Origin of the sequence: Geitlerinema sp. PCC 7407, assembly GCF_000317045.1 — a bacterium.
In the GTDB taxonomy this organism is placed as follows: domain Bacteria; phylum Cyanobacteriota; class Cyanobacteriia; order PCC-7407; family PCC-7407; genus PCC-7407.
Genome location: NC_019703.1, coordinates 47,424 through 74,027, shown reverse-complemented (window position 1 = coordinate 74,027; position 26,604 = coordinate 47,424). Strand labels below are relative to the sequence as shown.

General features: G+C 60.2%; 24 protein-coding genes and 1 tRNA gene. 16 read left to right on the top strand and 9 right to left on the bottom strand.

The window, feature by feature from the left end:
• Window positions 1–184: 184 nt before the first annotated feature.
• From GEI7407_RS00375 to GEI7407_RS00360, 4 genes are all read right to left on the bottom strand, one after another.
• Entirely contained in the window at window positions 185–631 is a 447-nt protein-coding gene (locus GEI7407_RS00375) for a hypothetical protein (RefSeq protein WP_015170146.1), read from the bottom strand.
• A gap of 313 nt (window positions 632–944) precedes the next feature.
• Entirely contained in the window at window positions 945–2,087 is a 1,143-nt protein-coding gene (locus tag GEI7407_RS00370) for an anhydro-N-acetylmuramic acid kinase (RefSeq protein WP_041268212.1), read from the bottom strand.
• 43 nt (window positions 2,088–2,130) lie between these two features.
• Window positions 2,131–2,826: a TrkA family potassium uptake protein gene (locus tag GEI7407_RS00365; RefSeq protein ID WP_015170144.1), complete on the bottom strand. Its 696-nt coding sequence runs from the start codon at window positions 2,824–2,826 to the stop codon at window positions 2,131–2,133.
• A 160-nt stretch (window positions 2,827–2,986) separates the two neighbouring features.
• Window positions 2,987–4,321, bottom strand: coding sequence for a TrkH family potassium uptake protein (locus GEI7407_RS00360; RefSeq protein WP_015170143.1), 1,335 nt, complete (start codon window positions 4,319–4,321; stop codon window positions 2,987–2,989).
• Window positions 4,322–4,961: 640 nt separating this feature from the next.
• Here GEI7407_RS00360 and GEI7407_RS00355 point away from each other — a divergent pair.
• The 6 genes from GEI7407_RS00355 (at window position 4,962) to coaE (ending at window position 10,668) form a co-directional block, all read left to right on the top strand.
• On the top strand, window positions 4,962–5,888 hold the full coding sequence (locus tag GEI7407_RS00355) for a class I SAM-dependent methyltransferase (RefSeq protein ID WP_015170142.1): 927 nt from the start codon (window positions 4,962–4,964) through the stop codon (window positions 5,886–5,888).
• 229 nt (window positions 5,889–6,117) lie between these two features.
• Window positions 6,118–6,960, top strand: a complete 843-nt coding sequence (locus GEI7407_RS00350) for a methyltransferase domain-containing protein (protein ID WP_015170141.1) — start codon at window positions 6,118–6,120, stop codon at window positions 6,958–6,960.
• 58 nt (window positions 6,961–7,018) lie between these two features.
• Window positions 7,019–7,966 (top strand): homogentisate phytyltransferase, encoded by a 948-nt coding sequence (locus GEI7407_RS00345; protein ID WP_015170140.1) that lies wholly within the window; start codon window positions 7,019–7,021, stop codon window positions 7,964–7,966.
• A gap of 92 nt (window positions 7,967–8,058) precedes the next feature.
• The gene (locus tag GEI7407_RS00340) at window positions 8,059–8,439 is read left to right on the top strand and encodes an RDD family protein (RefSeq protein WP_015170139.1); all 381 of its coding nucleotides are present in this window, start codon (window positions 8,059–8,061) and stop codon (window positions 8,437–8,439) included.
• A gap of 121 nt (window positions 8,440–8,560) precedes the next feature.
• Entirely contained in the window at window positions 8,561–10,078 is a 1,518-nt protein-coding gene (gene cobA, locus GEI7407_RS00335; RefSeq protein ID WP_015170138.1) for a uroporphyrinogen-III C-methyltransferase, read from the top strand.
• Complete coding sequence (gene coaE, locus GEI7407_RS00330) at window positions 10,075–10,668, top strand: dephospho-CoA kinase (protein WP_015170137.1); 594 nt, start codon at window positions 10,075–10,077, stop codon at window positions 10,666–10,668. The genes cobA and coaE overlap by 4 nt, the downstream gene beginning before the upstream one ends.
• Here coaE and GEI7407_RS00325 read toward each other — a convergent pair.
• Complete coding sequence (locus GEI7407_RS00325; RefSeq protein WP_015170136.1) at window positions 10,647–11,375, bottom strand: C40 family peptidase; 729 nt, start codon at window positions 11,373–11,375, stop codon at window positions 10,647–10,649. The two genes, coaE and GEI7407_RS00325, sit on opposite strands and share 22 nt — an antisense overlap.
• 59 nt (window positions 11,376–11,434) lie before the next feature.
• Between GEI7407_RS00325 and GEI7407_RS00320 the strand changes: the two genes are divergently transcribed.
• Entirely contained in the window at window positions 11,435–12,370 is a 936-nt protein-coding gene (locus GEI7407_RS00320) for a serine hydrolase (RefSeq protein WP_015170135.1), read from the top strand.
• Between the two features lie 594 nt (window positions 12,371–12,964).
• On the opposite strand, the gene GEI7407_RS00315 is transcribed toward GEI7407_RS00320, so the two are convergent.
• From GEI7407_RS00315 to GEI7407_RS00305, 3 genes are all read right to left on the bottom strand, one after another.
• Window positions 12,965–14,296: an ABC transporter substrate-binding protein gene (locus GEI7407_RS00315; RefSeq protein WP_015170134.1), complete on the bottom strand. Its 1,332-nt coding sequence runs from the start codon at window positions 14,294–14,296 to the stop codon at window positions 12,965–12,967.
• A 184-nt stretch (window positions 14,297–14,480) separates the two neighbouring features.
• Window positions 14,481–14,572 (bottom strand) — tRNA-Ser (locus GEI7407_RS00310).
• A 112-nt stretch (window positions 14,573–14,684) separates the two neighbouring features.
• A complete protein-coding gene (locus tag GEI7407_RS00305) occupies window positions 14,685–15,818 on the bottom strand; it encodes a patatin-like phospholipase family protein (RefSeq protein WP_015170133.1) in 1,134 nt (377 codons plus the stop codon).
• 804 nt (window positions 15,819–16,622) lie between these two features.
• On the opposite strand from GEI7407_RS00305, the gene GEI7407_RS00300 reads away from it, so the two are divergent.
• The gene (locus GEI7407_RS00300) at window positions 16,623–17,894 is read left to right on the top strand and encodes a glycosyltransferase family 1 protein (protein ID WP_015170132.1); all 1,272 of its coding nucleotides are present in this window, start codon (window positions 16,623–16,625) and stop codon (window positions 17,892–17,894) included.
• Between the two features lie 96 nt (window positions 17,895–17,990).
• Here the strand turns inward: GEI7407_RS00300 and alr are convergent, their stop codons facing one another.
• Complete coding sequence (gene alr, locus GEI7407_RS00295) at window positions 17,991–19,151, bottom strand: alanine racemase (RefSeq protein WP_051030643.1); 1,161 nt, start codon at window positions 19,149–19,151, stop codon at window positions 17,991–17,993.
• 370 nt (window positions 19,152–19,521) lie between these two features.
• Here alr and GEI7407_RS00290 point away from each other — a divergent pair, with 370 nt between their 5' ends.
• The 8 genes from GEI7407_RS00290 (at window position 19,522) to nuoK (ending at window position 26,584) form a co-directional block, all read left to right on the top strand.
• On the top strand, window positions 19,522–20,019 hold the full coding sequence (locus GEI7407_RS00290; protein ID WP_015170130.1) for an HNH endonuclease: 498 nt from the start codon (window positions 19,522–19,524) through the stop codon (window positions 20,017–20,019).
• A 235-nt stretch (window positions 20,020–20,254) separates the two neighbouring features.
• Window positions 20,255–21,526: a bifunctional oligoribonuclease/PAP phosphatase NrnA gene (locus GEI7407_RS00285; protein WP_015170129.1), complete on the top strand. Its 1,272-nt coding sequence runs from the start codon at window positions 20,255–20,257 to the stop codon at window positions 21,524–21,526.
• A 59-nt stretch (window positions 21,527–21,585) separates the two neighbouring features.
• Complete coding sequence (gene sixA / locus GEI7407_RS00280) at window positions 21,586–22,077, top strand: phosphohistidine phosphatase SixA (RefSeq protein WP_015170128.1); 492 nt, start codon at window positions 21,586–21,588, stop codon at window positions 22,075–22,077.
• Window positions 22,078–22,179: 102 nt separating this feature from the next.
• A complete protein-coding gene (locus GEI7407_RS00275; protein ID WP_015170127.1) occupies window positions 22,180–23,352 on the top strand; it encodes a citrate synthase in 1,173 nt (390 codons plus the stop codon).
• Window positions 23,353–23,716: 364 nt separating this feature from the next.
• Complete coding sequence (nuoH, locus tag GEI7407_RS00270; RefSeq protein ID WP_015170126.1) at window positions 23,717–24,835, top strand: NADH-quinone oxidoreductase subunit NuoH; 1,119 nt, start codon at window positions 23,717–23,719, stop codon at window positions 24,833–24,835.
• An 84-nt stretch (window positions 24,836–24,919) separates the two neighbouring features.
• The gene (gene ndhI / locus GEI7407_RS00265) at window positions 24,920–25,534 is read left to right on the top strand and encodes an NAD(P)H-quinone oxidoreductase subunit I (RefSeq protein ID WP_015170125.1); all 615 of its coding nucleotides are present in this window, start codon (window positions 24,920–24,922) and stop codon (window positions 25,532–25,534) included.
• 44 nt (window positions 25,535–25,578) lie between these two features.
• Complete coding sequence (locus tag GEI7407_RS00260; protein ID WP_015170124.1) at window positions 25,579–26,196, top strand: NADH-quinone oxidoreductase subunit J; 618 nt, start codon at window positions 25,579–25,581, stop codon at window positions 26,194–26,196.
• A gap of 82 nt (window positions 26,197–26,278) precedes the next feature.
• Complete coding sequence (gene nuoK / locus GEI7407_RS00255; protein ID WP_015170123.1) at window positions 26,279–26,584, top strand: NADH-quinone oxidoreductase subunit NuoK; 306 nt, start codon at window positions 26,279–26,281, stop codon at window positions 26,582–26,584.
• Window positions 26,585–26,604: the final 20 nt, after the last annotated feature.

Below are 26,604 nucleotides of genomic sequence, written 5' to 3'. Positions count from 1 at the left end.
CAGAAACGGCCCAGGCGTGCCTTTCGCGGTCCTTTTCTCAGCCCAAAGACCGCAGAATTCCCATCGCGTCAGTCGTCCACGGGGGCCTCAAAAGTTGCCTGACAACTACTGTGACATACTCCCCCACCCAAAGCCCAGGGACTCACCCTGCCAAACAGCGATCGCCCCTGAGCAGGCCGCTTTTCTAGGAGCCTTGACGCTCTAGGACCGCCTCCATGGCGCTGGTCAAGTAGTGTCCCGCCATAATGCCACTGGACAGATGGTAGGTGTCATCGTCTAGCCGACGCAGCGTTTCAAAGCCACTGCGCCGCTGGCGATCGCCCAACACCCAATAGCGCTGAACAATAGAGTCGGGCGCAATCCAGCCCTCTCCCTCCACCCGGCCCAGCAAGCTGTGCTGAAGGACAAACGTATACTGACGCTCTCCCGCATCGAGGCGACCGCGGTACTGCATCGAAATCTCTTCGCGCTCCGTCCCCGGAAACTCAAACTTGGTCACCATCGTGAACCAGTCATCCCGGCCCCAGGCAACCAGCGTCTTTCCTTTGACTGTAACTAAAACGCCATCTCGCTCCAGCCAGTTTCCCTGAAGCGTCCAACGCCCCCCCTCCATTAAAAAGGTATGAGCCACAGTGCAACTACCTTACAGAATTTAGAGCAAAACCCACCATGAAAAGCGGTGGTACATAGCATTCGCAGCTTAGATCACCCCGTCAACCCCTAAGAGAGCTCAACGGTCAATCAACGCAAGGCACAAGTCCAGTCAGGATAAATCTTTGAACTCTATCAGCCCAGCTTTTGAGTCGCAACACCGGATAGGCCAGAATCCATGAACAACCGAAGTCCGGCCCTAGTCCTGACCGGCACCTCAGCCTCCTGGGCGTGAGCCGTGGCCGGAACCAGCCGAGTGCTTGGCCCAGCCCATACCGAGATGGGCCTCTATGCTAGCACGGGCCAGATCCGCCTACGTAATGGATTTCCCCTAGAGGTACCGACTGCTGAGCCCCCGTCACCGAGGGCAAATTGCCCGGCAGGTGATGGTGTCGCCAGTAGGCGAGCACGGCAAAGGCAATGGCCTCCTTGAAGTCAGCGCTCAGGCCCGCATCGTCGGTCGTGAGCACGCGAGCTGAGGGCAGCCGCGCCTGTAGGCGATCGCGCAGGTAGCAATTGCGACTGCCGCCGCCGCACAACAGTATTTCCTCGGGGCTGACGGCCAAGCGCTGATATTCCTGGGCGACGGAGGCCGCTGTCAGCTCAGTCAGGGTCGCCAACGTGTCTGCTGGGGTCAACTGATAGGCCGCTGCGTCTTCCAGGCACTGGGCCAGGTAGGCCGGCCCAAACAGCTCTCGCCCCGTGGACTTGGGGGGCTCCTCCTGGAAAAAGGGCTGCTGCAACCACCGCTGCACCAGGGGCTCACAGGGCTGTCCCTGAGCGGCCCAGGCCCCGCCTTGGTCGTAGCGCTGCGCTCCCTGGGAAAAGTGCTGCACCGCCAAGTCCAGCAGGGCATTGGCGGGGCCGGTGTCCCATCCGCGCACCGCTTCGTCGCAGGTTTGGGGCGGGAGGTAGGTGACGTTGCCGATGCCGCCGAGGTTCTGGACGCAGCGGTAGCGGGTGGGGTGGCGCAGCAAGATGGCGTCCACGGCGGGCACCAGGGGCGCTCCCTGGCCGCCCGCCGCGATGTCGGCGGCGCGGAAGTTGGTGATGGTGGGAAGGCCGGTGCGGTGGGCGATCGCCGCTCCCCGGCCCAGCTGGAGGCTGTAGCCCAGGCGATCGGCGGTGGCGGGCCGATGAAAAACGGTCTGGCCGTGGGAGCCGATCAGGGCAGCGGGTCCATGGTCTTGCTGGAGGGCGATCGCCGCTTCGGCAAACTGAAGGGCGATCGCGTCGTCCAGCTCCGCCAAAGCCGCCATCGACAGCGGCCCATCAGCGCACACCGCCAAAATCTGCTCCCGCAGAGCCGCCGGGTAGCTGAAGGTGTGCCCCGCCACCAGCGTCGCCTGGAGATCTGCCTGAGTCCCCGAGATCTCCACCAGCGCCGCATCGATGCCGTCCACCGACGTCCCGCTGATCAGGCCAATCACGCGCATTCCAGCACCCTTTTCCATCGAAACGTTCATAGCGGTTCTCGTTTTAGATCGGGAGACGATCGATGTCTCGGTTGGAGCCAATCACCACCATCGCCTGCCCCTTAAATAGGCGCGTATTCGAGCTGGGATTAATGGCAAATTTGCTGTTGTTGCCCACCGCCAGCACATTCAGGCCGTAGCGGTTGCGCAGCTCCAGCTCAGCAATGCTCTTGCCGTTGAACTTTTCTGGCACGATCAGCTCCACAATGCTGTGGTCGGGGTCAAGATCAAAGCGATCGAGAATGCTCGGCTTGGTGAGCGATCGCGCCAAGGAGCAGCCCATCTCGTGCTCTGGGAACACCACATGATCTGCGCCCACTCGCTTGAGCAGCTTGCCGTGAATCTCCGAGGACGCCTTGGCCACCACGTGGGCCACCCCCGCTTCCTTCAGATTGAGCGTCGTGATGATGCTTTCTTGGACATAGTTACCAATGGCCACAATCACCGTATCAAACTCGTACACTCCCGCCTCTTTGAGCGCCGTCGGGTCCGTGGAGTCGAGCTGCAGGGCGTGGGCCGCGATCTGGTCGCTGAGAGCCTGACTGACCCGGCGATCGTCGGAGTCGATGCCCAGCACCTCGTAGCCTAGGCGATGGAGCGTGGTGGACACAGCCCGCCCAAAACGCCCCAGGCCAATCACAGAAAACTGTTTGGTATCGGCGCGCAGGCTATGAAAAAAATTCAGAGCAGATAAGTTCACGCGTAATTCCCGAGCAAATGTAGAGGTTTAGAAGGCGGCGCAGTGCGATCGCAGGCTTGAGGAGACAAACACACCCTAGAGCGCACCTCGCATCCACCCAGTGAAGATGATTCGGGCCTGTTGATAGCTTACCGCTTGGTGGGGAAGGCCCGGATCTCCCTTAACCCACCAGCAGTTCTTCTTCGGGATAGCGCACCACGCTCGGCTTCGGATCGCCCAACAGCGCGCTCATCAGCAGCAAAACGCCCACCCGTCCCACATACATCGTCATGATGAGGACTAGCTTGGTCAACACCGACGTATCCGCCGTAATGCCCATAGACAAACCCACCGTGCCAAAGGCCGACACCGCCTCAAAGAGAATCTCGATGAACTGCAAATCGGGATCAAACAGCGAAATCAAAATCGTCGAGCCCACCACCGTCGCCATGGAGCCCACCACCACGCCCACCGCCTTCAAAATCAGCGACAGCGGAATCTGGCGCTGGTAGCAGTGGACGTACTCTTTGCCCTGGAGGACCGCCTTGGTACAGACGTAGAGAATGCGCAGGGTCGTGGTTTTGATGCCGCCGCCGGTACTGCCGGGGCCTGCCCCCACAAACATGAAGGCAATGGAGGCAAAGAGAGACGCCGTCTCCATCTGGCCAACGCTGATGGAGTTGAAGCCCGCAGTTCGGGTAATCACCGAGTGGAACCAGGCGGCCCAGAGCTTGCCGTTCCAGTCCAGAGCGCCCAGCGTGGCGGGGTTATCAAACTCGACGCAGAAAACCAGCACCGTACCGCCGATCAGCAGGACCAGCGTGGTGCTCGTGACGATCTTGAAGTTGAGGGAAAACACCACGCACTCGGGCCGCCGCAAGAGGCGATCGCGCAGCCAGAGAAACAGCTCCATGATCACCTGGTAGCCGATCCCGCCCCAGATCACCAGGCCCGTGACCGCGATATTGACCAGCGGCGACGAGACATAGCCCACGAGGTTATCCGGAAAGAGGCTAAAACCCGCATTGTTAAAGGCGCTAATGCTGTGAAAGATCGCCAGCCACAGGCCGCGATCGAGGCCGTAATCTGCTGAAAAAGCAGGCAGCATGATGAAAATGCCGGTGAGCTCAAAAATCAGCGTCGTAGCAATAATGGAGCGCACGAGCTGCACGACGCCCTTCATGCCGGGCATGTCCAGGGACTGCTGTAGCGCGAGGCGATCGCGCAGGCCAAAGCGGCGGCCCAGCAGCAGCAGCAAAAAGGTCGTGGCGGTCATGTAGCCGAGGCCGCCCACCTGGATCAGCAGCAGCAAGATGCCCTGGCCCAGGGTCGAGAAGTAGGTGCCCGTGTCCACCACCGCGAGGCCGGTCACACAGACCGCCGAGGTGGTCGTAAACAGAGCCGTAATCGGATCGCCCCAAGTGCCGCTCGTCACGGAGAAGGGCATCATCAGCAGCAGTGATCCCAGGGTAATCACTGCCAGAAATCCTAAACAAATCGTTCGAGAAACGGTCATGGGAAACGCAGCGCAGGACAGCGATCGCAAATTATTTAGAGCTTACTGCTCAGTGAGGATGAACTTAGAACTTGCGGGATTCTTCTTAGCTGCCTAAGCGTTTGTACTTATTAGATTTGTTCTAAGCGTTTGTACTTATTAGATTTGTTCAAGGTTTAGTTTAGGCACAGCAGGGGCGATCGCCCCGTCCCCCGTGGCCGATTGGCGGCTTTCTCGACGGCTGTCTTCTTTAGAGGCGATCGCTCACGCCTAGCCGTTCCTTTGAGTCAGCAAACCCTAACTTGAGCGTGTAAAAATTCCGCCATATTCCTGATAAATAAATAAAGCTTTTTAAAAGCTTCTAGAATTCTCTGGACGAACTCCGGGAAATTGCGGAGGATAGTTTTATTCTTGCTTTCGCTTTATTGCCCAGAGATGGGTTATTCAAGCATTTGGTAGCTGCCTATTGATTAGGCTAGCGATTGAAGCCATCTCAGCCCTGATTCATCCTTTTCGACACTGGAAGTCCAGTCTGTTTTCCAGAAGCAGCAGAGGCCTCCATCAGAAAATTTCCCGTTTTCGCTACAGTCTCCTTTTTGAGAAGAACGGGTGCTTTTCCCATCATTTGCCTTGCACAAATCGCTTTACAACAGGATTAGAGATGATTGCGACTCATACTCCGGCGATCGCGGGCTTCGCGATGCGCGACGGAATTTATTTTCCGGCTGAGGGCTACAGTCCCCAAGCCCTCGCCCAAAAGCATCTATGGGACAAGCTGGGCAAAACTTACTACGACAGTGCCAAAATTGAGCAGCTAGAAATATCTCCTGAATTGCACCAAGACCATACCATTCTTGCTGGGAAACTGGGGCCATTTTGGCAAGATTTTCCTGAGTTTTTGCAGGTTGAAAACTTACTCGATATTGGTACGGGTTATGGCTTGTTGCCTCTGCGTCTTTCTAAAGAAAAATCTTTGAGATGCGATCGCTTTTTTGGCATTGATATTTCCGAATCTTTGCTGCGCAGACTGCAAACCTTTAAGGCAGTCTATGACTTTTTGCCGGGATCAGATTTTTACTTATTTTGTGCTTCGGCGGAGACGCTGCCGATCCCCAATCAATCGATTGATTTAGTGCTGTCTAACTGCGTTTTTATGCACCTCACCGAAGGGCAGGTCAAGGCAGTTCTCGCCGAAGTGCGGCGGGTGCTCAAACCGGGCGGGGCCTTTGTGTTTCACCACTCTTTTCACAATCGCCGCTGTCCGGCCCACCAGGTCGCCAATGGGCTGCGGAGACTCCTGGGCCGCCACCTCAATCCCCTGTATCTTCGGCAGTACAGCGCCTCAGAAATCGATGGCCTGATCCAGGCGTCGGGACTGGCAGCGGTGTGCCCGCGCTATCGGGTCGCGCCGACGACGGAGTATGCCCTCTTGCCGCGCCATCTGCGGGGGCGCCCGGTGCCGCTGGCCCAGACGGTCAACCACTGGGTCCGCCGTCCGCCCAGGGCTTGGCGCGATCGCCTGGCCTACGGCTACTCGGTGTACAGCGAGCCCCTCGGCCAGCCCCAGCGCTGGGAGGCCAGCGGGTGATCTCGCAAACCTGAGCTTCGAGGTTTTCCAAGTTGCATCAAGGACAAAGTCGGGCTGTGCTGATTGGCACAGCCTTTTTTTGGGTTTTTTGGGGATTTTTTGGCCAAACTGCCCCAGGAGAGACGCGCAGCGGGGCAACTCAAGCTAGGTTAGAGGCAATTTGCGATCGCGCTCTTGGACCGCGCTGGGGCGATCGCGCTTTGGTTTCTCACTCACCGCCTACCGAGCTATGAGCACCCCGCTTTATCAACGAATTCAGCAGTTTTATGATGCGTCCTCCGGCCTGTGGGAGCAGACCTGGGGCGAGCACATGCACCACGGCTACTACGGCCCCGGCGGCAAGCTGCCCAAGGACCGCCGCATCGCCCAGATCGACCTAATCGAGGAGCTGCTGGCGTGGGCAGGGGTCGAGCAGGCCGGCCGCATTCTGGATGCAGGCTGCGGCATCGGCGGCAGCTCGCTGTACCTGGCGGCCAAGTACGGGGCGCAGGTGGACGGCGTGACCCTGAGCCCGGTGCAGGCGGCGCGGGCGACGGCGCGATCGCGCGAGGCGGGATTCGGCGATCGCGCCCGGTTCCAGGTCGCGGACGCCCTCCATTTGCCCTTTGCCGACGACACCTTTGACCTGGTGTGGTCCCTCGAAAGCGGCGAGCACATGCCGGACAAGGCCGCCTTTCTCCAAGAGTGCTGCCGCGTGCTGAAGCCCGGCGGCGTCTTCATTTTGGCAACCTGGTGTCACCGGCCCATCGACGGCGTCCCCTTGAGCGCTGACGAAGAGCGCCACCTAAAAGAGATTTACGACGTTTATCACCTGCCCTACGTGATTTCGCTGCCGGAGTACGAGGCGATCGCGCGATCGCTGCCTTTCAAAGAGCTGCGCACCGCCGACTGGTCTGCTGAGGTCGCGCCTTTCTGGGACCGGGTGATCGAGTCGGCCTTCAACCCTTTGGCCATCGTTGGGCTGCTGGCCTCGGGCTGGGAAACCATTCGCGGGGCCTTGGCCCTGGGCCTGATGAGCCAGGGCTTCGAGCGCGGGCTAATTCGCTACGGCCTGCTGCGCGCCACCAAGTAATGCCTGCGGGGCGATCGCCCCTCCCCCGCCTTGCCAAAAAATTCTGAGCTGAGTCCCCATGCACCGCACGTCTTCGCCGGAGTCTGTTCGTCCGTCCCAGCGCGCCCGCACGCCCCGCCAGTGGCTCTACGCCCTCTGGAAATTTTCTCGGCCCCACACGATCATCGGCACCAGTCTCAGCGTGCTGGGGGTGTACCTGGTGGCCCGCTCCTACGGCGGCACCAGCACCAGCTGGCTGTGGCTGCTGGGCGCTTGGTTGGCCTGCATTTTCGGCAATGTCTACATCGTGGGCCTCAATCAGCTCGAAGATGTGGCCATTGACCGGATCAATAAGCCCCATCTGCCCCTAGCCTCGGGGGAGTTCAGCCTGAACCAGGGCCGAGGCATTGTGCTGGGGACGGGCATCGCGGCGATCGCCCTCGCTAGCGTGCAGGGGCCGTTTTTGCTGGGAATGGTGGCCCTGAGTCTGGCCATCGGCACGGCCTACTCGCTGCCCCCCATTCGCCTGAAGCGATCGCCCTTTTGGGCCTCGCTGTGCATCTTTTCGGTGCGGGGCGCCATTGTGAATCTGGGCCTTTTTCTCCACGCGACCCAGAAACTGGGCCTCCCGCTGAGATTTACGCCCGAAATCATCGCTTTGACGCTGTTTGTGCTGGTTTTCACCTTCGCGATCGCCATTTTCAAGGATATTCCCGACCTAGAGGGCGATCGCCAGTACAACATCTCCACGTTTACCGTCCGTCTGGGGCCACAGGCGGTGTTTGACCTGTCGCGGTGGGTGCTGACGGCGTGCTACGGCGGCATGGCCCTGGGGGCGATCGCCCTGCCCGGCGCCAACGCGCCTTTTTTGGTGGCGACTCACCTGGGCGCGCTGGGGCTGTTTTGGGCGCTGAGCACGCGGGTCGATCTGCAAAGTCAGCGGGCGATCGCGGACTTCTATCAGTTCATTTGGAAGCTTTTTTTCTTGGAATACCTGCTGTTTCCGGCGGCCTGCCTCCTCAGCTAGCGTCGGCGTAAATTTTGATGCAGCGGTGATTCTCTTGGCGAGGCGCGATCGCGACAATAGAGGTATCGAGTTGTGTATCAGACAGGGTCCGTATGCACGCCGCCACCTATTCCCAACGGGCCGCCAACGGCTGTATTGATCTGATTTTGCTGTTCCTTCTGCTGCGTATCGTCTCTTGGATGCTGCCTGGATCTGCCCTGATGCTGCTGCTGGTGGCTTTCGCCTACTACGCCTTGCCAGAAGCCCTCTGGGGCAAGACCCCCGGCAAGTTTTTCACCCGCACCCGCGTCACCACGGCCAGCGGCCGGACGCCGACCCTCCAGCAGATCCTGCTGCGGACCGCAGGGCGCTTTCTGTGGCTGGACTGGTACTCCTACCTCTACAAGGAGCACCCGGTGGGCTGGCACGACCTGATTTCCCAGACGCGGGTGATGGCAGAGCCGATCGCTGAGCTGCAAGACGCCTCGGTCTGAGGCTTGGGCTCTTGGTCCTGCGCGGCGATTTCCACCTGGGCCAGGGGGTTGGTGCAGGTTGGCCGGGCAGGGGCACCCAAAATCTGCTTTGATGGGTCGAGAGAAGAGAGTCAACGGAACGATGACGACCCAGGGATTTGTCTACTTGGTCGGGGCGGGTCCCGGCGATCGCGCGTATCTGACGGTGCGGGGGCTCCAGATCCTGGGGCTGGCGGAGGTGCTGATCTACGATGCCCTGGCCGATCCGCGCCTGCTCGATCCGGTGCCGGAGACCTGTTTGCGCCTAGAGGTGGGCAAGCGCGGCGGGGAAGCGAGTACGCCCCAGGCCGACATTAATGCGCTCTTGGTGAAGCACTGCCGCGAGGGCCGCCGGGTGGTCCGGCTCAAGAGCGGCGATCCGTTTATTTTTGGCCGATCGAGCGCCGAAATTCAGGCCCTGGTGGCAGCCCAGTGTCCCTTTGAGGTGGTGCCGGGGGTCTCGTCGGCGCTGGCCGCGCCCCTGCTAGACGGCATTCCGCTGACGGACCCGGCCATGAGCCAGTGCTTTGCGGTGTGTACGGCCCACGAGCCCGATCGCCTAAACTGGGCGGCCCTGGCGGAGCTGGACACGGTGGTGTTTCTGATGGGCGGGCGATCGCTGGCCGAAATCGTCCACCAGCTGGTGCGCCACGGGCGATCGCCCCGGACCCCCATCGCCATTATTCGCTGGGCGGGCCGGCCCCAGCAGCACACCTGGGTGGGCACCCTGGGGGACATCGTGGAGAAAACCCAGGGCGAGAAGCTTTCGCCCACCGTGATCGTGGTGGGGGAGGTGGTACAGTTGCGGGAGTTTCTGCGATCGCCGATTTCCGTGCCTCAGCCCCTTTCCAACCAAACCATTCTTGTCACGCGCGCAGCGGGCCAGTCCAGCGCCTTTACCCAGCAGCTCCAGGCCGTGGGGGCCTCGGTGATCGAGATGCCCGCCCTGGAAATTCGCCCGCCTTCGAGCTGGGCACCCCTGGACCAGGCGATCGCCCATTTGCGCGACTTTGACTGGCTGATTTTGACTTCTAGCAACGGCGTAGATTATTTCTTTGATCGCATGGTGAGCCTGGGCCGGGACGTGCGCCAGCTCACCGGGATCAAGCTGGCCGTCGTGGGCAAAAAAACCGCCGCCAGTCTCCAGCAGCGGGGGCTAGTGCCGGACTTTGTGCCGCCGGACTTTGTGGCTGATTCGATGGTGGAGCACTTCCCAGAGCCGCCGAAGGGGCAGCGCATCCTGTTCCCGCGAGTGGAGAGCGGGGGCCGGGAGGTGCTCGTGCAGTCCCTGGGCGCGGCGGGGGCCGAGGTGGTGGAGGTGGCGGCCTACGAGTCGGGCTGCCCGCAAACTGTGGACGCCGCTGCGCTGCACGCCTTGCAGAATGGCGAAATCGACGTTGTCACCTTCGCTAGCTCCAAGACCGTGAAGCATTTTTGTCAGCTGCTCGAGCAGGCGGTGGGGGAAAGCTGGCCGACGCTGGTGCAGTCAGTGGCGATCGCCTCCATTGGTCCCCAGACGTCGCGGGCCTGCGAGAGCGCCCTGGGCCGGGTGGACATCGAGGCCCAGGAGTACACCCTGGAGGGGCTGACGGCGGCGATCGCGGCCTGGGCGGCCCCGTGAAGCAGCGACGCATCGGCTTGACCGGCGGCATCGGCACCGGCAAGAGCACCGTGGCCCGCTATCTGGCGGAGCGCTACGGGCTGCCGGTCCTGGACGCCGATATCTATGCGCGGGAGGCGGTGGCCATTGGATCGCCCATTTTGGGGGCGATCGCCGCGCGCTACGGCCCGGGGGCGCAGCTAGCGGACGGGTCCCTCGACCGGCGGCGCATCGGCGAAATCGTGTTTCACGACCCGGCTGAGCGGCGCTGGCTCGAGCAGCAAATCCACCCCTACGTGCGCCAGCGATTTCACCAGGCCCTAGAGACCCTGCCCGAGGATGCCGCCACCGTGGTGCTGGCGATTCCGCTGCTGTTTGAGGCGGGGCTGACGGGCCTAGTGAGCGAAATCTGGGTGGTCGCCTGCCCGCTGGCGGAGCAGGTGGCGCGGCTAAAGGCGCGCGATCGCCTCAGCGACAGCCAGATTGTCGCCCGCATTGCCAGCCAGATGGACCTCGAGCAAAAAGTCGCCCAGGCTGACGTGGTGTTGGACAATTCCCAAACCCCAGAGGCCCTGTACGCCCAGGTCGATCAGCACATGGCCCGGGGCTGATAGCTGGCCATCACTCGGCCAAAGCCCCGCAGCTGCTCCCAGTAGCGATCGCCCACGGGCTCCCCGGTCTGACCCAAGGGATCAATGCCGATCCCGTTGCGCCCCAGATCTTTGCCGGAGCTGTGGAGGTAGCGCCCGTCCCCGAGGCACAGGCCCACGTGGGTCGCCTTCTCGGGCGGACCAAAAAACACCAGATCCCCGGGCTGCACCGCTTCGAGGGCGATCGCTTGGGTAAAGGCTTCCTGCTGGTAGGCGTCGCGGGGCAGCTGCACCCCCACCGACCGAAAGGCCGCCTGCATCAGGCCAGAGCAGTCGTAGCTCGGCCCCACGGTCCCTCCCCACAGGTATTCGTGGGGCTGGGCCATGGCGGCCTCCGCAAAGGCGATCGCCCCCGGCAGGCGCGCTTCGATCTGCGATCGCGCAAGCACGGGAGCCTGGTAGGGCTCGGAGGCCAGGACCAGCGCGTCTAGGTCGGCGATCGCCAGCCAGCCCGGGTAGTCGTCCTCGCACAGGCTCACCCACACTGCTCGCAGGTCTTCTTCGTCGGGGATCGCCGTCACTCGCAGATGGCGCCCCGCTGCGGCCTGGGTGACCAAGCTCTCTTGCTGCGGCGTTTTATAAAGATTGAGGTCGCGCTGGCATCGATACTCCGCAGAGTAAGATCGTTCAGAAGATAGGGCGGTTCGTAACTGTTGCAGAGATACCATTCGGCGATCGCTCGTGCAGTTCAGCCTGCTATTTTCAAGCATCTCGCAGACATCGCGCAATGACTTTTTTCTCCAAGGACGACGCACTCGAAACCCTGGGCGATCGCGTCCTCGAAGCCACCTGGAATCAATTTTCCTCCCTTGCCCGCAACCAGATCGCCCTCACCTGGCTGGTCTATGACCCTCCCGCCCCGGTCAACACCGGCGGCGCTCTCAGCCCGGACGCCTTCTGGCAGTATCCGGTCCGGGGGTTCCAGTATCGCGGGGTCGAGCGCATCTACCCGGCCAGTGTCGTCAAGCTGTTTTATCTGGTCGCCGTCCACGAGTGGCTGACCAAGGGGATGATCCAGTCCTCTGCCGAGCTGGAGCGGGCCGTGCGAGACATGATCGTGGACTCGGGCAACGACGCCACCAGCCTGGTCGTCGACGTGCTCACCGGCACCACCAGCGGCCCGGAGCTGCCCCCCGGCCCCTTTGAGACCTGGCAGCACCAGCGAAATCTGGTCAATCGCTACTTTCAGTCCCTGGGCTGGCCCGACCTCGACAGCATCAACGTCAACCAAAAAACTTGGTGTGACGGGGCCTACGGCCGCGAGCGTGCTTTCCTGGGCACCCTGATGGAAAACCGCAACATGCTGACCACCAACGCCACGGCCCGCCTGCTCCACAGCATCGTGGGCGGGGTCGCGGTCTCGGCCCCGGCGTCCCAGGCCATGATGGACCTGATGGCCCGCTCCCTAGACCCCGCAGCGCTTGCTGCCGATCCCGAAAACCAGGTCACGGGCTTTTTGGGGGCGGGGGTGCCGACCGACGCCAAGGTTTGGTCCAAGGCTGGCCTGATGAGCACCGTGCGCCACGACGCGGCCTACATCGAACTGCCCGGCCAGCGGCCCTACGTCTTGGTGGTCTTCACCGAGGGCAAGGCCCAAAGCAAGAGCGAGGAGATCTTGCCCTTTGTGTCTCGCCAGATTGCAGAGGCGATCGCCACTTTATAGGGCTCTTTTGAGGGGCGATCGCTCTGCCAGAATTGCCCTCACCCCTTTCCCCTCTCCCAAACTTGGAAGAGGGAAACAGAATGTCAGCTCCCCTTCTCCCAAACCTGGGAGAAGGGGCTTGGGGATGAGGGCAATACCAAGGCCTGCGGCCCTTTTCAGACGTCCTCTTAGCTAAAGCAGCAGAAGCCTCACGCCATCATCTTTGATTTGGCGTTGAGATGAATGCGAGCGAGCGAACGACACTCCTCTGACCTATGCCACAGGCGCGAGAAGGGGAGATGGAGGAAACGAGCAAATCTCTCATGATGCAAAACGGGTGTGATAATCAGGCTAAGGGTTTGAGCTAATCGCCGCCCTGAAACTTGAACCTTGACAACCTGGAATATGGGGTTCTGCCTAGAAACATACGATTCGTCGTCCCATCTGTGGGCAGGTAAAATTCCAGCAGTACAAAGGAGAGAACAACACTCTTTGTATTGTTCCGGTGCGGTGGGGCATCCCGTATCGTCAATAAAGCTCAGGAAACGCCCGATGGGATACCAGGGGTCACTGAGAAGCCTACGCTGCATACGTCAGTATCAGCGTAGGAGTATGTCACAGGGCAGGGTTCACCTTACCGACGACGCCAATGCCGCCATTTTCCTGGACGGTCCAGACGTCGTAGGCGCCCACCACGTCCCCGTTGGCGTCAAGGTCAACGTTGCCGCTGGCGCCCTGGTAGTTGATGTCTTGGCCGCTGGCGAGGAGCTTGAGTCCTTCGCAGACGTCCGTCACTTCCTGGCCGGGCGCGTTGGCCACGTCGCGCAGCTTGGCCGCGATCGCCTCCCCGTCATTGGATTGGGCTGCTTGGGCTGCCAGGGCGATCAGCGCCGTCGCGTCCCAGGTATGGGGCACATAGGCCCCGGGAGCCTTGCCCTTCTTCTCCTGCCACAGCTTAGTAAAGTCTGCTAGGGCCGCGCCGCTGGCCCCCGGCACCGTCCCGATCGCGTTTTGCAAAATAAATTTGCCGTCGCTGGTCTGGCCCACCTGTTTGGGGAATTCTTCGCTCTGGACGCCGTCCGTGAGCATCACCTGCACTCCATCCATCAAGCCCTGCTGGTAGGCCGACTTCAGCAGCAGGCTACCGGTTTCGGCGTAGAGGACCGCTGCCACGGCTTCTGGCTTGTTGGCGAAGGCCGCTGCGGCTTCTGTGTCAAAGGTGGTGGCGTTGGGGTCGTAGCGGGTGGGGTTGCTTTCGTTGATCACCGTGCCGCCCAGCTTCTTGAAGGCCGCCACAAACTGCTTCTCAAAGCCAACGCCGTAGTCGTTATTGATTACGACGGTCGAGACCCGCGTGAAGCCGCGATCTTTGGCGAGCTGAGCGAGGGCAGCTGCCTGGTAGTCGTCGGGGGGTGCAGTCCGGGCCCAGTAGCCGCCGAAGTCACCTTTGGCGGCCCGCTCTGTGAAGACGGGGCTGGTGCTGCCGGGAGAAACCATGGGGACTTTGTTGCGCACAGCCACGTCGACGGCGGCGCTGGAGACGCTGCTGGCAAAGGAGCCAACGACACCGCCGACGCGATCGACTTCCGCCAGCTTGGCCATGGCCTGGGTACCGGCGCGGGGATCGGTTTGGTCATCTTCGGCCACCAGGGTGACGGGCTGGCCGTTGACGCCGCCGCACTGGTTCACGGTTTCCACCAGCAGGGGCACCGCCTGAATCATTTCTTGGCCAATGGGGGACAGATCGCCCGTCGCTGGCAGCAGGGAGCCGATTTTGAGGCCGTTGCTGCTGGAGCCGCTAGCGCCATTGGGGGAAGACGCGCCGCCTTCAGAGGGAGGATTTTGGCAGGCGGTGGTCAGCAGGCCAGCAGCAAGGGCGATCGCCGCGCCTCGCGAGAAGAAAGGGATGGGGAACCAAGATCCCACAGGGTCGACTACGCGTTTCATGACCAAGTTTGACTCCTCAACATTGCACGGCGGGGGCGATCGCCCGAGGCGTTGAACACCCGCTCTAGATATTGAGCTTGATTTTACGGCAAACTTCGAGAGCGTCTTTGGCCCAAAAAGCGATCGCCCTTGTTCCAGGAATCGAGAAACAAGGGCGACTAGCTGCGAAAACTTGATTTTGGAACGGAGAGGGAGGGATTCGAACCCTCGGTACGGAGTTACCTGCCGTACAACAGATTAGCAATCTGCCGCTTTCAACCGCTCAGCCACCTCTCCAAGCGGTGTAGGAAACCATAATAGCAGATCTTGTCCAGCACGCTGCCACAAAACCTTAAGGAAATTGAAATTTCTCTAGACATTCCTACACCCCATTTTGCCTAAGGCAGCCTCAGGCCGTCGCCGTCGAAGGCTCGAATCCTCTCGCTACCAGGTGTTTCTCCCAGCTCCAGGTATCCAAAAAGAACCGCTTGGTGCTTTCATACCCCACGCGGTACAGGTCGTCCTTGATGCCATTGGAGAGATTGAACTGGGTTGCCGTCACATTGGCAGTGGCCACGTTGATGTTGATCACTCGGCCCTGATCGGTGTGGGTCAAGTGATAGCGATCGCGCGCCACCATCATCGTGCGGAACATCGCCCCCAGCAGAGACAGCGGGCCGCCGACCTTGGCCGCGGTCGCGTGGCCGTGCTCCTCCACCAGGCGCAGACCAAAGGTCGGCCAGCGGGGCACGCGCCCAGGACCATTGGGCCTCACGTCATAAATCCACAGCGGGAAGTTGCTGAGAATGCCGCCATCGACAATCAGGCGATCGCCCAGCTTCCCCGGCGCAAAGAAAAACGGAATGCTCATTGACAAGCGCACCGCCTCCGCCACCGAAAACTCTTTTCCGCTCATCAGCCCCTGCTCGCGCAGCTTCTGGGTTGTCGCCGCATCCAGACAGTCAAGATCATCCGGCAGCACCAGCATCTGGCCCCGGCTAATATCCGACACCACCACCTTGAGGTTATGGGACTCCCGCTGCTTTTCGAGATCCGCAAACTCCTGGATCCCCTGAATAGCCAGCGTCTGGGCCAGCCAATCGCGAAACGGGTCCGAAGAATACTCCCCCAGCTGCCGAGCCAGCAGCAGCGACAGCACCATCAACACCGGCATCTGCAAATCATTGGCCGGATCCCCATTCCAGATCAGCGGGCTCATCTTGCGCGAGAGGAACTTCATGTAGTCCAGCTCCCCCAAGATCTCCTCCAGGCGATCCATGGGAAACTCCGCCGCCAGCAGGGCCGCCGTCACTGCTCCCGCCGAGGTGCCCGCCAGCTTGCACCAGCGAATATTGAGGTCATGGCAGCAGCGCAGCGCCCCCAAAAAGGCCAAGCCCCGGACGCCACCCCCCTCGAAGACCGCATCCGCGTTGTAGTACCCATCCACGGGGGGAGGCATTTTGCTCCAGATGAACTGCTTTTCTTCTTCCGTCAGCCGTAGCCCTGGCTCCGCCAAGACTTTCCCGGGATTCCAGAGACCCATGGCAAAATGCCCCTCGTGTTTGCAGCAACGTTGTCAGATTTATCAAAGGCGATCGCCTTTGACCACCTTTCATCCTTCTCCCACAACCTAAAGATTTGAGATTCCCGATTGATCCCCACAAATCCCTCATTCTTTAGGCTGGTTTTCGCGTATCAAACAGCCGACAAACCGGCCCCAATTCCGCAGCTTTCGGCCCAATGTTCCAGCAGTTCAGCACCGATAAGCGATCCCCAAACAGACTCATTAGACTTTTGGAAAACTCTTTGAACTAATGGCCAATAAGGGTACTTTACGTCTGACCTAATGCTCTGCCGGAATGCCAAAAGGGATACCGATGGAGGAATTAGACACCGGTAGTATACTACTGATTAATTGACTCGATCAGGGGGGTCAACAGCCCTATCAAGTTACTTTTCACCTGCCTTTGAAGCCCCTTCGATTCTTGTTTCTTTAAGAACAGCAGGAAATTAAATTAATCATGCTAGAATCCCCTCCATAACACCAAACCACGGTGCAACAGGAGGTGTGAGACGTTTGTCGCCTGACTGAGTTCTTGGAAATCAGTAGGTGGAATCGCAACCCTCATGCTATTCCCCACATCATTTCTTAACTTTTATGCCTCGCGATTGAATCAACAGAGCAGAAATTATTTCTGCTGACTGATGCTCCCAGAGGCCCAGAGCTTTTAAGTTATAGGCAAATCTCACCGCCAAATCATCGTTTTTTATTACATCGCTAAAGCTCTGGATGTTCTTTTGAGTTTGGACGTGCCTCAGAGCGTGTCGAATTTTGGTATATCAAGCCATGAGTTCTCTTCATCAAAAACGTGTTGCGTTAATCTCCGTTCATGGTGACCCCGCCATTGAAATTGGGAAGGAAGAAGCGGGGGGACAAAACGTTTATGTTCGCCAAGTCGGTGAAGCCCTCGCTCAACAGGGCTGGGACGTAGATATGTTTACGCGGCAGACCGACAGCGCTCAGCCGGCGATCGTGGAGCACGGCCCGCGCTGCCGCACGATTCGCCTGGTGGCAGGTCCCCAGGCGTTTGTGCCGCGCGACGAAATCTTTGAGTATCTGCCGGACTTTTTGGAGGCGCTGCTGGCGTTCCAGGCCCAAAGCGGCGCTGAGTATCCGTTGGTGCACACCAACTATTGGCTCTCGGGCTGGGTCGGCCTAGAGTGGCAAAAGCGCCAAGACATTCGCCAGGTGCACACCTACCACTCGCTGGGAGCCGTGAAGTATAAGTCGATCCCAACGGTGCCGATCATTGCCAAGACGCGCCTAGCGGTGGAAAAAGACTGCTTGGAGAAGGCGGACTGCGTGGTGGCAACCAGTCCCCAGGAAGAAGAGCACATGCGATCGCTGGTGTCCCAGCGCGGCAGGATCGAGGTGATTCCCTGCGGGACCGATATTGAGCGCTTTGGCCACATTGACTCCCAAGAGGCGCGACAGAAGCTGGGCCTAGAGCCAGATGCCAAGGTGGTGTTTTATGTAGGCCGCTTTGATCCGCGCAAAGGCATTGAGACGCTGGTTCGAGCGGTGCACGCGTCGCAGTTCCGCAACGATCCCGAACTGCGGTTGATTATTGGCGGGGGCAGTCGTCCGGGGGCGAGCGATGGGCGAGAGCGCGATCGCATCGAGAGCATTGTCGATGAGCTGGGGATGGGCGCGTTTACGACGTTCCCCGGACGCCTGGGCGATGAAGACTTGCCGCTGCACTACGCGGCGGCGGATGTGTGCGTGGTGCCGAGTCACTATGAGCCCTTTGGCCTGGTGGCGATCGAGGCGATGGCCTGCGGGACGCCGGTCGTCGCTAGCGCCGTGGGTGGCTTGCAGTTCACGGTGGTCCACGAAGAGACGGGCCTGCTGGCTCCGGCCAAGGATGCGGCGGCCTTTGGGGCGGCGATCGACCGCCTGCTGGCCAATCCCCAGTGGCGCGATCAGCTGGGTCAAGCGGCTCGCCGACGCGTGGAAGAAAACTTTAGCTGGCAGGGTGTGGCCAGTCAGCTCGGGAATCTGTACACCCGCTTGGGCGACACGGCGATCGCCCCTGACACCCTAGACGCAACTGCGTAGCGGTGACTCAGTTTTTCCCTTAGCGCCTGGAATGGGAACAGGGCGGCGATCGCCCAGCGTTCTTGATTCCAGGCGCTTTTGGCAGGCGTCAGCGCCCTAGATCCGGAGAATCGACGCTTCCCGAGAAGTTTGAGGCTGGCCGACAGCCACTCGGGGCAGGCGATGCTTGAAGCCGCACAGGATTTCCCAAGAGATCGTGCCCAGCAGCTCCGCCCAGTCGTCGGCGGTGATGGCCTGGGCACCATCGCGCCCCAGCAAAGTCACGATTTCGCCCACCTGCGGCTGGTCGATAGAAGTCATGTCCAGCATCAGCTGGTCCATGGTCACCGAGCCCAGCTGGGCCACAGGCTGCCCCCGCAGCAGCGCCGTCATCCGGTTCGACAGGTTGCGGGGCACGCCGTCGGCGTAGCCGATCCCGACTGTGGCGATATCCATGGGCCGATCGGCCACGAACCGGTGACCATAGCTGACCCCCGTCCCGGGCTGGATGTGCTTGACCTGGGTGATGCGGGCCTTGACCTGCATGACGGGGCGCAGGGGCAGCACCGACCGCAGGTGGGGCGCAGGGTAGAGCCCGTAGGTCGCAAGACCAACGCGCACCATGTCGTAGTGCAGGGAGCGATCGGCCAGCGTGGCGGCGGAGTTTGCCAGGTGCAGGCGCGGCAGGGGAAGATTGGCGGCCCGCACTTGGGCGATCGCCACCTCAAAGCGCTGGTGCTGCTGGTACAGGATGGTCGGATCGGGATCGTCCGCCGTCGCCAGATGGGAGTAGACGCTAGCAATCCTCAGATGGGGCAGGTCCTGCACCGCCTGGACAAATTTCACTGCCTCCTGCCAGGGCATGCCCAGGCGGGACATCCCTGTGTCGATCTTCAGGTGGACCGGCAGGTGCCGATCGAGGGACGCCAGAGTTTCGGAAAATGTTTGGGCCTGCTGGGGCGTGCACAGGGTCGGATCCAGCCGCCAGTAGGCGATCGCCCGAATTTGGTCCGGCGTATGGGTCGCCCCCAAGATCAAAATCGGCGCTTCGATCCCGGCCCGCCGCAGCTGAATGCCCTCGGAAACCGTCGCCACCCCCAGCCAGGTCGCCCCTGCCGCTAGGGCCGTGCGGGCCACTGCGATCGCGCCGTGACCGTAGGCGTCCGCCTTCACCACCGCCATCAAATCCGTCTTGGGGGCCAGCCACTGCTTTAGCTGGCGCACGTTGTGGGTCAGCGCTTCCAGATTGATTTCGACCCAGGCGCGATCGCACTGCATCTGATCTTGCAGCTCACCTAGCGAACCTAAACGCTCTAGCACGTCCGCTCACTCCTTGCTTTGTCACACCACAGGAAGCATTACACCTAGAGCCCGCCTGCATCCGTATCCACAGCGCCTCTCGGCCAAGCTGCAAACTGGGTTTCTGGGCGCTTCCCTTGAGAGGCAGTCTAGCCAGGGCCTCCCGTTCGCACAAGGGACAGTTGGCAGGTTTTCGGGCCTCAAGTGTCTTGCGATCGCCCCGAGTCGGCCCCAGCCACCAGCGCCACGCCAAAATTTCTTGGCAGATCCCCCGGGCCGATCCCCAGAACCCAAACCAGCTGTGCTAACATCTGTGAAAAATTCTTTAACTCAATAACCTGTAGACTCGATGGGCAAGGTCTTAGTCCTGAATGCCTCCTACGAGCCGCTCAATATTACGAGCTGGCGAAGGGCGGTTGTTCTGCTATTGAAGGGCAAGGCAGAACAAGTTGAGCACAATGGTAAGGTTCTTTACACCGGGCTGCCGCTTCCGACCGTTATTCGGCTCCGCCACTACATCCGAGTTCCTTACAAGGAGATTCCGCTCACTCGCCGGAATATCCTCCACCGAGACGGCCACTCTTGTCAATATTGCGGCTACACCGGTGACGAGCTGACCCTAGATCACGTCTTACCGCGATCGCGCGGCGGCGACGACTCCTGGGAAAACATGGTCACTGCCTGCGTCCGCTGCAACGTCAAGAAAGGAAACCGCACCCCCAAAGAAGCCAACCTCCTGTTGAGGACCACCCCCCGCAAACCTTACAGCGGTCTCTACTTCGAAGTGGCCAAGCATCTCAAAAGCGGCGTGCACCAAGAGTGGAAAAAGTATGTCATCGGAATTTGAACCCCCTGCCACTGAACGATGGGCAGGGGGTTTCGCGTTTCAGACCGGGAACGCCTAGACTCGCGTTCAAAATCTGTCTTTCGAGGGGGTCAAGGCCGCTTTTCTCTCCCTGAGAGACCCGTGTCAATTGGGGAGTTTTTTGCAAAGATCTAGGAAGTACCCTTGCTAATGCCCTGAAATTTCCTTGGGGGTTAGCACCACCGGACTTTCGAGTACCTTGCCTCCAGAACTTTTTATGAACTCTGACGTGCTCCATGGGCCTGACGCTTCCATTACAGCGCTCATGGCACTCAACGATGATGGTCATAAGCTCCCAGGAACAGAGGGCGATCGCGCATCTGAGGGATTCTCAGAAACGGCGATCGCGTCCAAACCCAACGGCACCCCTCCCCGCCGCACGCCTTCCAAGATCGAGGCGCTTCAGCAGACCCTGGAGCGCCATCGAGGCGAGCGACACCTGGTGGTGCTGCAAGACTTTCCAGACCCAGATGCGCTCTCGAGCGGCTGGACCTACCAGCTGATCGCCCAGCAGTACGACATCCAGTGCGACATCGTCTACGCGGGCAATCTCAGCCACCAAGAAAATATCGCGCTGGTGAAGCTGACCAATCTGCCGGTCAGCCGCTGGCCGCTGCAAGTGGCCCGGGAAAAGGACCTATCAATCTACAGCGGCGTGGTGCTCGTGGACAACCAGGGCACCACGACGCAGCTGATGCCCCTGATCCGCCAGGCTGAGCTGCCCATTTTGGTCATCGTGGATCACCACAGCACCCAGGACGAGCTGCGGGCGGAGTTTACGGACATCCGCCCCAGCACCCGCGCCACGGCGACGATTTTCACCCAGTATCTGCAAGCGGGGCTGCTGCGCCTCGACAGCAGCATCGGCAAGCACGTGAAATGCGCCACGGCCCTGATGCACGGACTGCGATCGGACACCGATCGCCTGATGCAGGCCCGCGAAGAGGATTTTTTGGCGGCGGGCTATCTCAGCCGGTTCTATGACACCCAGCTGCTGACGGCGGTGCTCCAGGCGTCGCGCTCCAAGCGGGTGATGGACGTGATCGAGCGATCGCTGCGCAACCGCATCGTCCAAAATAGCTTTTCCATTGCGGGGGTTGGGTATCTGCGCTACGACGATCGCGACGCCATTCCCCAGGCCGCAGACTTTTTGGTGACCGAAGAGAACGTCCACACCGCCGTGGTCTACGGCATTGTCCACGACGAAGACGAGGAGCTAGAGCTGGTGGTGGGCTCTCTGCGCACCAACAAGATCACCCTGGACCCGGACGAGTTTATCAAGGAAGCCTTTGGCCGTGACTCCCACGGGCGCTTCTTTGGCGGTGGGCGATCGCAGGCGGGCGGCTTCGAGGTGCCCATTGGCTTTTTGTCTGGCGGCTACGAAGACACCGAGTACGCCCGCCTGAAGTGGGAAGTCTTTGACATGCAGATCAAGCAAAAGCTGCAAGAGCTGGTGAACCCCAAAGACAATTTGATCCAGGCTAGCTAGGCGATCGCCCCCAAACACCCTAAAATCCTGGAATTTGCGCGCCGGGAGGGCTCCCAACCATGACCGAACTGTATCTGATCCGGCACGGCATCGCCGCTGAGCGAGGGACTTACGACCAAGACGGCGATCGCCCCCTCACCGAGGTCGGCATCCACAAGACCCGGGCGATCGCCAAGCGGTTGCGCAGCCTCAACCTCGAGTTTGACCTGATCCTCACCAGCCCCCTGGTCCGCGCCCAGCAAACTGCTCACCTGCTCCAGGCCGAGGGATTGGGCGATCGCCTGGAGGTCAGCCCCACCCTCGCCCCCGACGGCAGCCTCCAGGACTGGCTCACCTGGTTTGAGCAGCACCGCTCCCAGTTCACCACCCTCGCCCTCGTCGGCCACGAGCCCGACCTCAGCCGCTGGGCCGAGCAGCTCCTCTGGGGCCAGGCCCAGGACAAGCTCGTCCTCAAAAAAGCTGGCATTATTGGCCTCGCTCTGCCCGAGCACGCATCGCCCCTCGGCCACAGCAGCCTCTTTTGGCTGACGCCGCCCCGCTTCTGCCTGTAGGCGATCGCCTCACCCGCCCCAACAATTCACCCCCAAGGGCTCACTCACCGCACCCTTTCTGATAACTTAACCTGAAGATTCTTCAAACAAAGCAGGAAAGCCATGTCTGTCGGCGAATTTAAGCCAGGTCTGGAGGGCGTCCCCGCAACCCTGTCCAGCATCAGCTATGTAGATGGACAGCGGGGCATTCTCGAATACCGTGGTATTCGAATCGAAGAGCTCGCTCAAAAAAGCAGCTTCCTCGAAACCGCCTATCTCTTGATCTGGGGCGAATTACCCACCCAGGATGAGCTTGAAGCTTTCGAACACGAGATTCGCTACCACCGGCGGCTCAAATATCGCATTCGGGACATGATGAAATGCTTCCCCGAAAGCGGTCACCCCATGGACGCCTTGCAGGCTTGTGCCGCCGCTCTGGGCCTCTTTTACTCCCGACGGGCCCTCGACGATCCCGCCTACATTCGCGCGGCTGTCGTGCGGCTGCTGGCCAAAATCCCCACCATGGTGGCGGCCTTTCAGCTCATGCGCAAGGGCAACGACCCCGTCCAGCCCCGCGACGATCTCGACTACTCCGCCAACTTCCTCTACATGCTCAGCGAGCGCGAGCCAGACTCCCTCGCCGCTCACATTTTTGATATCTGCCTGACCCTGCACGCCGAGCACACCATCAACGCTTCTACGTTTTCCGCAATGGTGACGGCCTCCACCCTCACCGACCCCTACGCGGTCGTGGCCTCAGCGGTGGGCACCCTCGCCGGTCCCCTGCACGGCGGCGCCAACGAGGAGGTGATCGACATGCTGGAGACCATCGGCAGCGTGGACAATGTGCGCAGCTACGTCGACCACTGCGTCGAGAAGCGGCTCAAGATCATGGGCTTTGGGCACCGGGTGTACAAGGTCAAAGACCCCCGGGCCATTATTCTTCAAGATTTGGCCGAGCAGCTTTTTGAGAAATTTGGCCAGGACAAGTACTACGACATCGCGGTCACCATGGAGCGCGTCGTCGAAGAGAAGCTGGGCCACAAAGGGGTTTATCCCAATGTGGACTTTTACTCTGGCTTGGTCTACCGCAAGCTGGGGATCCCCACCGACTTGTTTACGCCGGTCTTTGCGATCGCCCGCGTCGCTGGCTGGCTCGCCCACTGGAAGGAGCAGCTCGGCGAAAACCGGATCTATCGTCCCACCCAGATCTACACCGGCTCCCACGACATGCCCTATATCCCGATCGGCGATCGCCAGCCTTCGAGCAGCGACCTGATCGCCAGCAAAGTCTAGAGTTTCAGAGCGCGATCGCCCATTTTTGCCCCCCTGGAGGGTCAGCCCCCTCTTGCGGATCGTCCCAAGCATTGCCAGGATCTGGGCAGTGACGATTTTCAGGAACTCCAGCCCTCAGACCCATCAACGTCTGAGGGGTTTTTTTTGCCCATTTTTCGGCTTGCCTGGTTCTAAACTAATCATTGCCATAGGCATAATTTGCTACGGCTCAACCGACTTGCCAGCCATCGGACGATATACTAGGCAGTGGCAAGGCAAAGAATCTTTATACGAGACCAAAGCTGCTCCACCGTTGCTGCCGGAGTCCATTCATCACAGTGGTTTCCAGGCATCTCGTTGACCGCAATGCGCTGGTACAGGAAACATGAACTCGGGAATTGACCTGCAAGAAAGTTTTATTAAGACCCTCATCGACCTGGGGCTTTCGCCCGGAGCGGCAAAAGCCATCTGGATGCCCCTGCCGATGCTGCTTATGATCATCGGCGCAACGGTAGGCGTCCTCGTCGTTGTATGGCTTGAGCGCAAAATTTCCGCCGCCGCTCAGCAGCGAATTGGCCCCGAATTCGCGGGCCCCCTGGGCACGCTCCAGCCCGTTGCTGACGGCCTCAAGCTGATTTTCAAAGAAGACGTAATTCCCGCCAAGGCAGACCCCCTCCTCTTCACCTTGGGGCCTGTCATTGTCGTAATTCCGGTCTTTTTGTCTTACTTGATCGTGCCCTTCGGGCAGAACATGCTCATCACAGACATCAACATCGGCATCTTTTTGTGGATTGCCCTCTCCAGTGTTGTCCCCATCGGCCTGTTGATGTCTGGGTACGCCTCCAACAACAAGTACTCGCTGCTGGGAGGACTGCGCGCCGCTGCTCAGTCCATCAGCTACGAAATTCCCCTGGCGCTGTCGGTCCTGGCCATCGTCATGATGTCCAACAGCCTCAGCACCATTGACATCGTCAATCAGCAGTCGGGCTACGGCATTTTGGGCTGGAACGTTTGGCGTCAGCCCGTGGGCTTCTTGATTTTCTGGATCTCGGCCCTGGCGGAGTGTGAGCGTCTACCCTTTGACTTGCCAGAGGCTGAGGAAGAGCTGGTCGCTGGCTACCAGACCGAGTACGGCGGCATGAAGTTTGCCCTGTTCTACTTGGGCTCCTACGTCAACCTGGTGCTGTCGGCGCTGCTGTTTTCGATTCTGTATCTGGGCGGCTGGGATTTTCCGATTCCGCTGAATCTGGTGGCTGGCTGGCTGGGTATCGAGGAGTCGAACGCAATTTTGCAGGTGGTGACGGCCTCTTTGGGCATTACCATGACCCTGCTGAAGGCCTATTTCCTGATCTTCCTGGCGGTGCTCCTGCGCTGGACGGTGCCTCGGGTGCGCATTGACCAGCTGCTGGATTTGGGCTGGAAGTTCTTGCTGCCGGTGTCGCTGGTGAACCTGTTGCTGACGGCGGGGCTGAAGCTGGCGTTTCCGGTCGCCTTTGGGGGCTAGGTCTCGGGCGATCGCCCCACAGACAACGAGACTATCCCCTCCCTTTGCCCCTTCGTAGCCGATTGCAAACGCGAGAGAAGAACCATGCTGAAATTCCTTAAACAGGTCGGCGACTACGCCAAGGAAACTGTTCAGGCAGCTCGCTACATTGGTCAGGGCCTCTCGGTCACCTTTGACCACATGCAGCGGCGACCGGTGACGGTGCAGTATCCCTACGAAAAGCTCATTCCCTCCGAGCGTTTCCGGGGCCGTATTCACTTTGAGTTTGACAAGTGCATTTCCTGCGAGGTGTGCGTTCGGGTTTGTCCGATCAACCTGCCGGTGGTGGACTGGGAATTCAACAAAGAGACCAAGAAGAAGAAGCTCAACAGCTACAGCATTGACTTTGGCGTGTGCATCTTCTGCGGCAACTGCGTGGAGTACTGCCCCACCAACTGCCTCTCGATGACAGAGGAGTATGAGCTGGCGGCCTACGATCGCCACGAGCTGAACTTTGATAATGTGGCTCTGGGACGTCTGCCCTATAAGGTCACGGATGACGCAATGGTGACGCCGTTACGAGAACTGGCGTACTTGCCCAAGGGGGCTCTCGATCCCCACGATCTGCCTGCGGATGTCCAGCGGGCTGGTCTGCGTCCCGAGGAAATCATTGCTCAAGCGGAAGCGGCCCAGGGCAAGCAGCCCGAAGAGGCCAAGTAGTTCCGCCGATTCATTCGTAGCCATTGTAGGGAGACAACACTGCTGTGAATTTAGCTGAAGGGGTCCAGATTGTTGCCTTTGCGCTGCTCGCGCTGATGATGATCGGCAGCGCGCTGGGGGTTGTGCTGCTCAGCAACATTGTTTATTCGGCGTTTCTGCTCGGGATGGTTTTCACGAGCATTGCTGGACTCTACATTCTGTTGAATGCGGGCTTTGTGGCAGCGGCCCAGGTCCTCGTTTATGTCGGCGCGGTGAACGTTCTGATCTTGTTCGCCATCATGCTGGTGAACAAGCGCGAAGAGTTTCCGGTGATGCCGCGAGCCTGGATCCGCCGGGGCGCAACGGCGCTGGTGTGCATCGGCCTGTTTGTGCTGCTCGGCGCCATGGTGCTGTCCGGTCCCTGGAACCTCTCGGGAGAGGTGCCAGCCGGAGACGCGGCGACGGTGGTGATTGGTGAGCACTTCTTTAGTGACTTCCTGCTGCCGTTTGAGCTGGCCTCAGTGCTGCTGCTGGTGGCGCTGGTGGGTGCCATCATGCTGGCTCGGCGAGAGTTCTTGCCGGATGAGGAGCTCGACGCGACGACGGCACCGGAGTTTACGCTGCCGGAGCGGCCTCGGGAAACGGCGACGAGCGGTCAACTGCCGCCGTCAGGCTCGGTTTAGAGATTTTGGGCGATCGCCCCTGACACGGTTCGGGGGCGATCGCGCGTTGTGTCATTCGTTGGGCTAAGGGCAATCCACGGTTATGCATCTGGAATATTTCTTGCTGCTGGCAGCCGCACTTTTTTGCATCGGCATCTACGGCTTGGTGACGAGCCGCAACGCGGTGCGTGTGCTGATGTCCATTGAGCTTTTGCTCAACTCAGTCAACCTCAACCTGATGGCGTTTTCCAACTATCTGGATCCCCAGGGCATCAAGGGTCAGGTTTTCTCGGTGTTTGTGATTACCATTGCGGCGGCCGAGTCGGCGGTCGGTCTGGCGATTATTCTGTCGATCTACCGGAACCGCGACACCGTCGACATGGAGCAGTTTAACCTGCTGAAGTGGTAGACCTTTGGTGTTAACGTGAA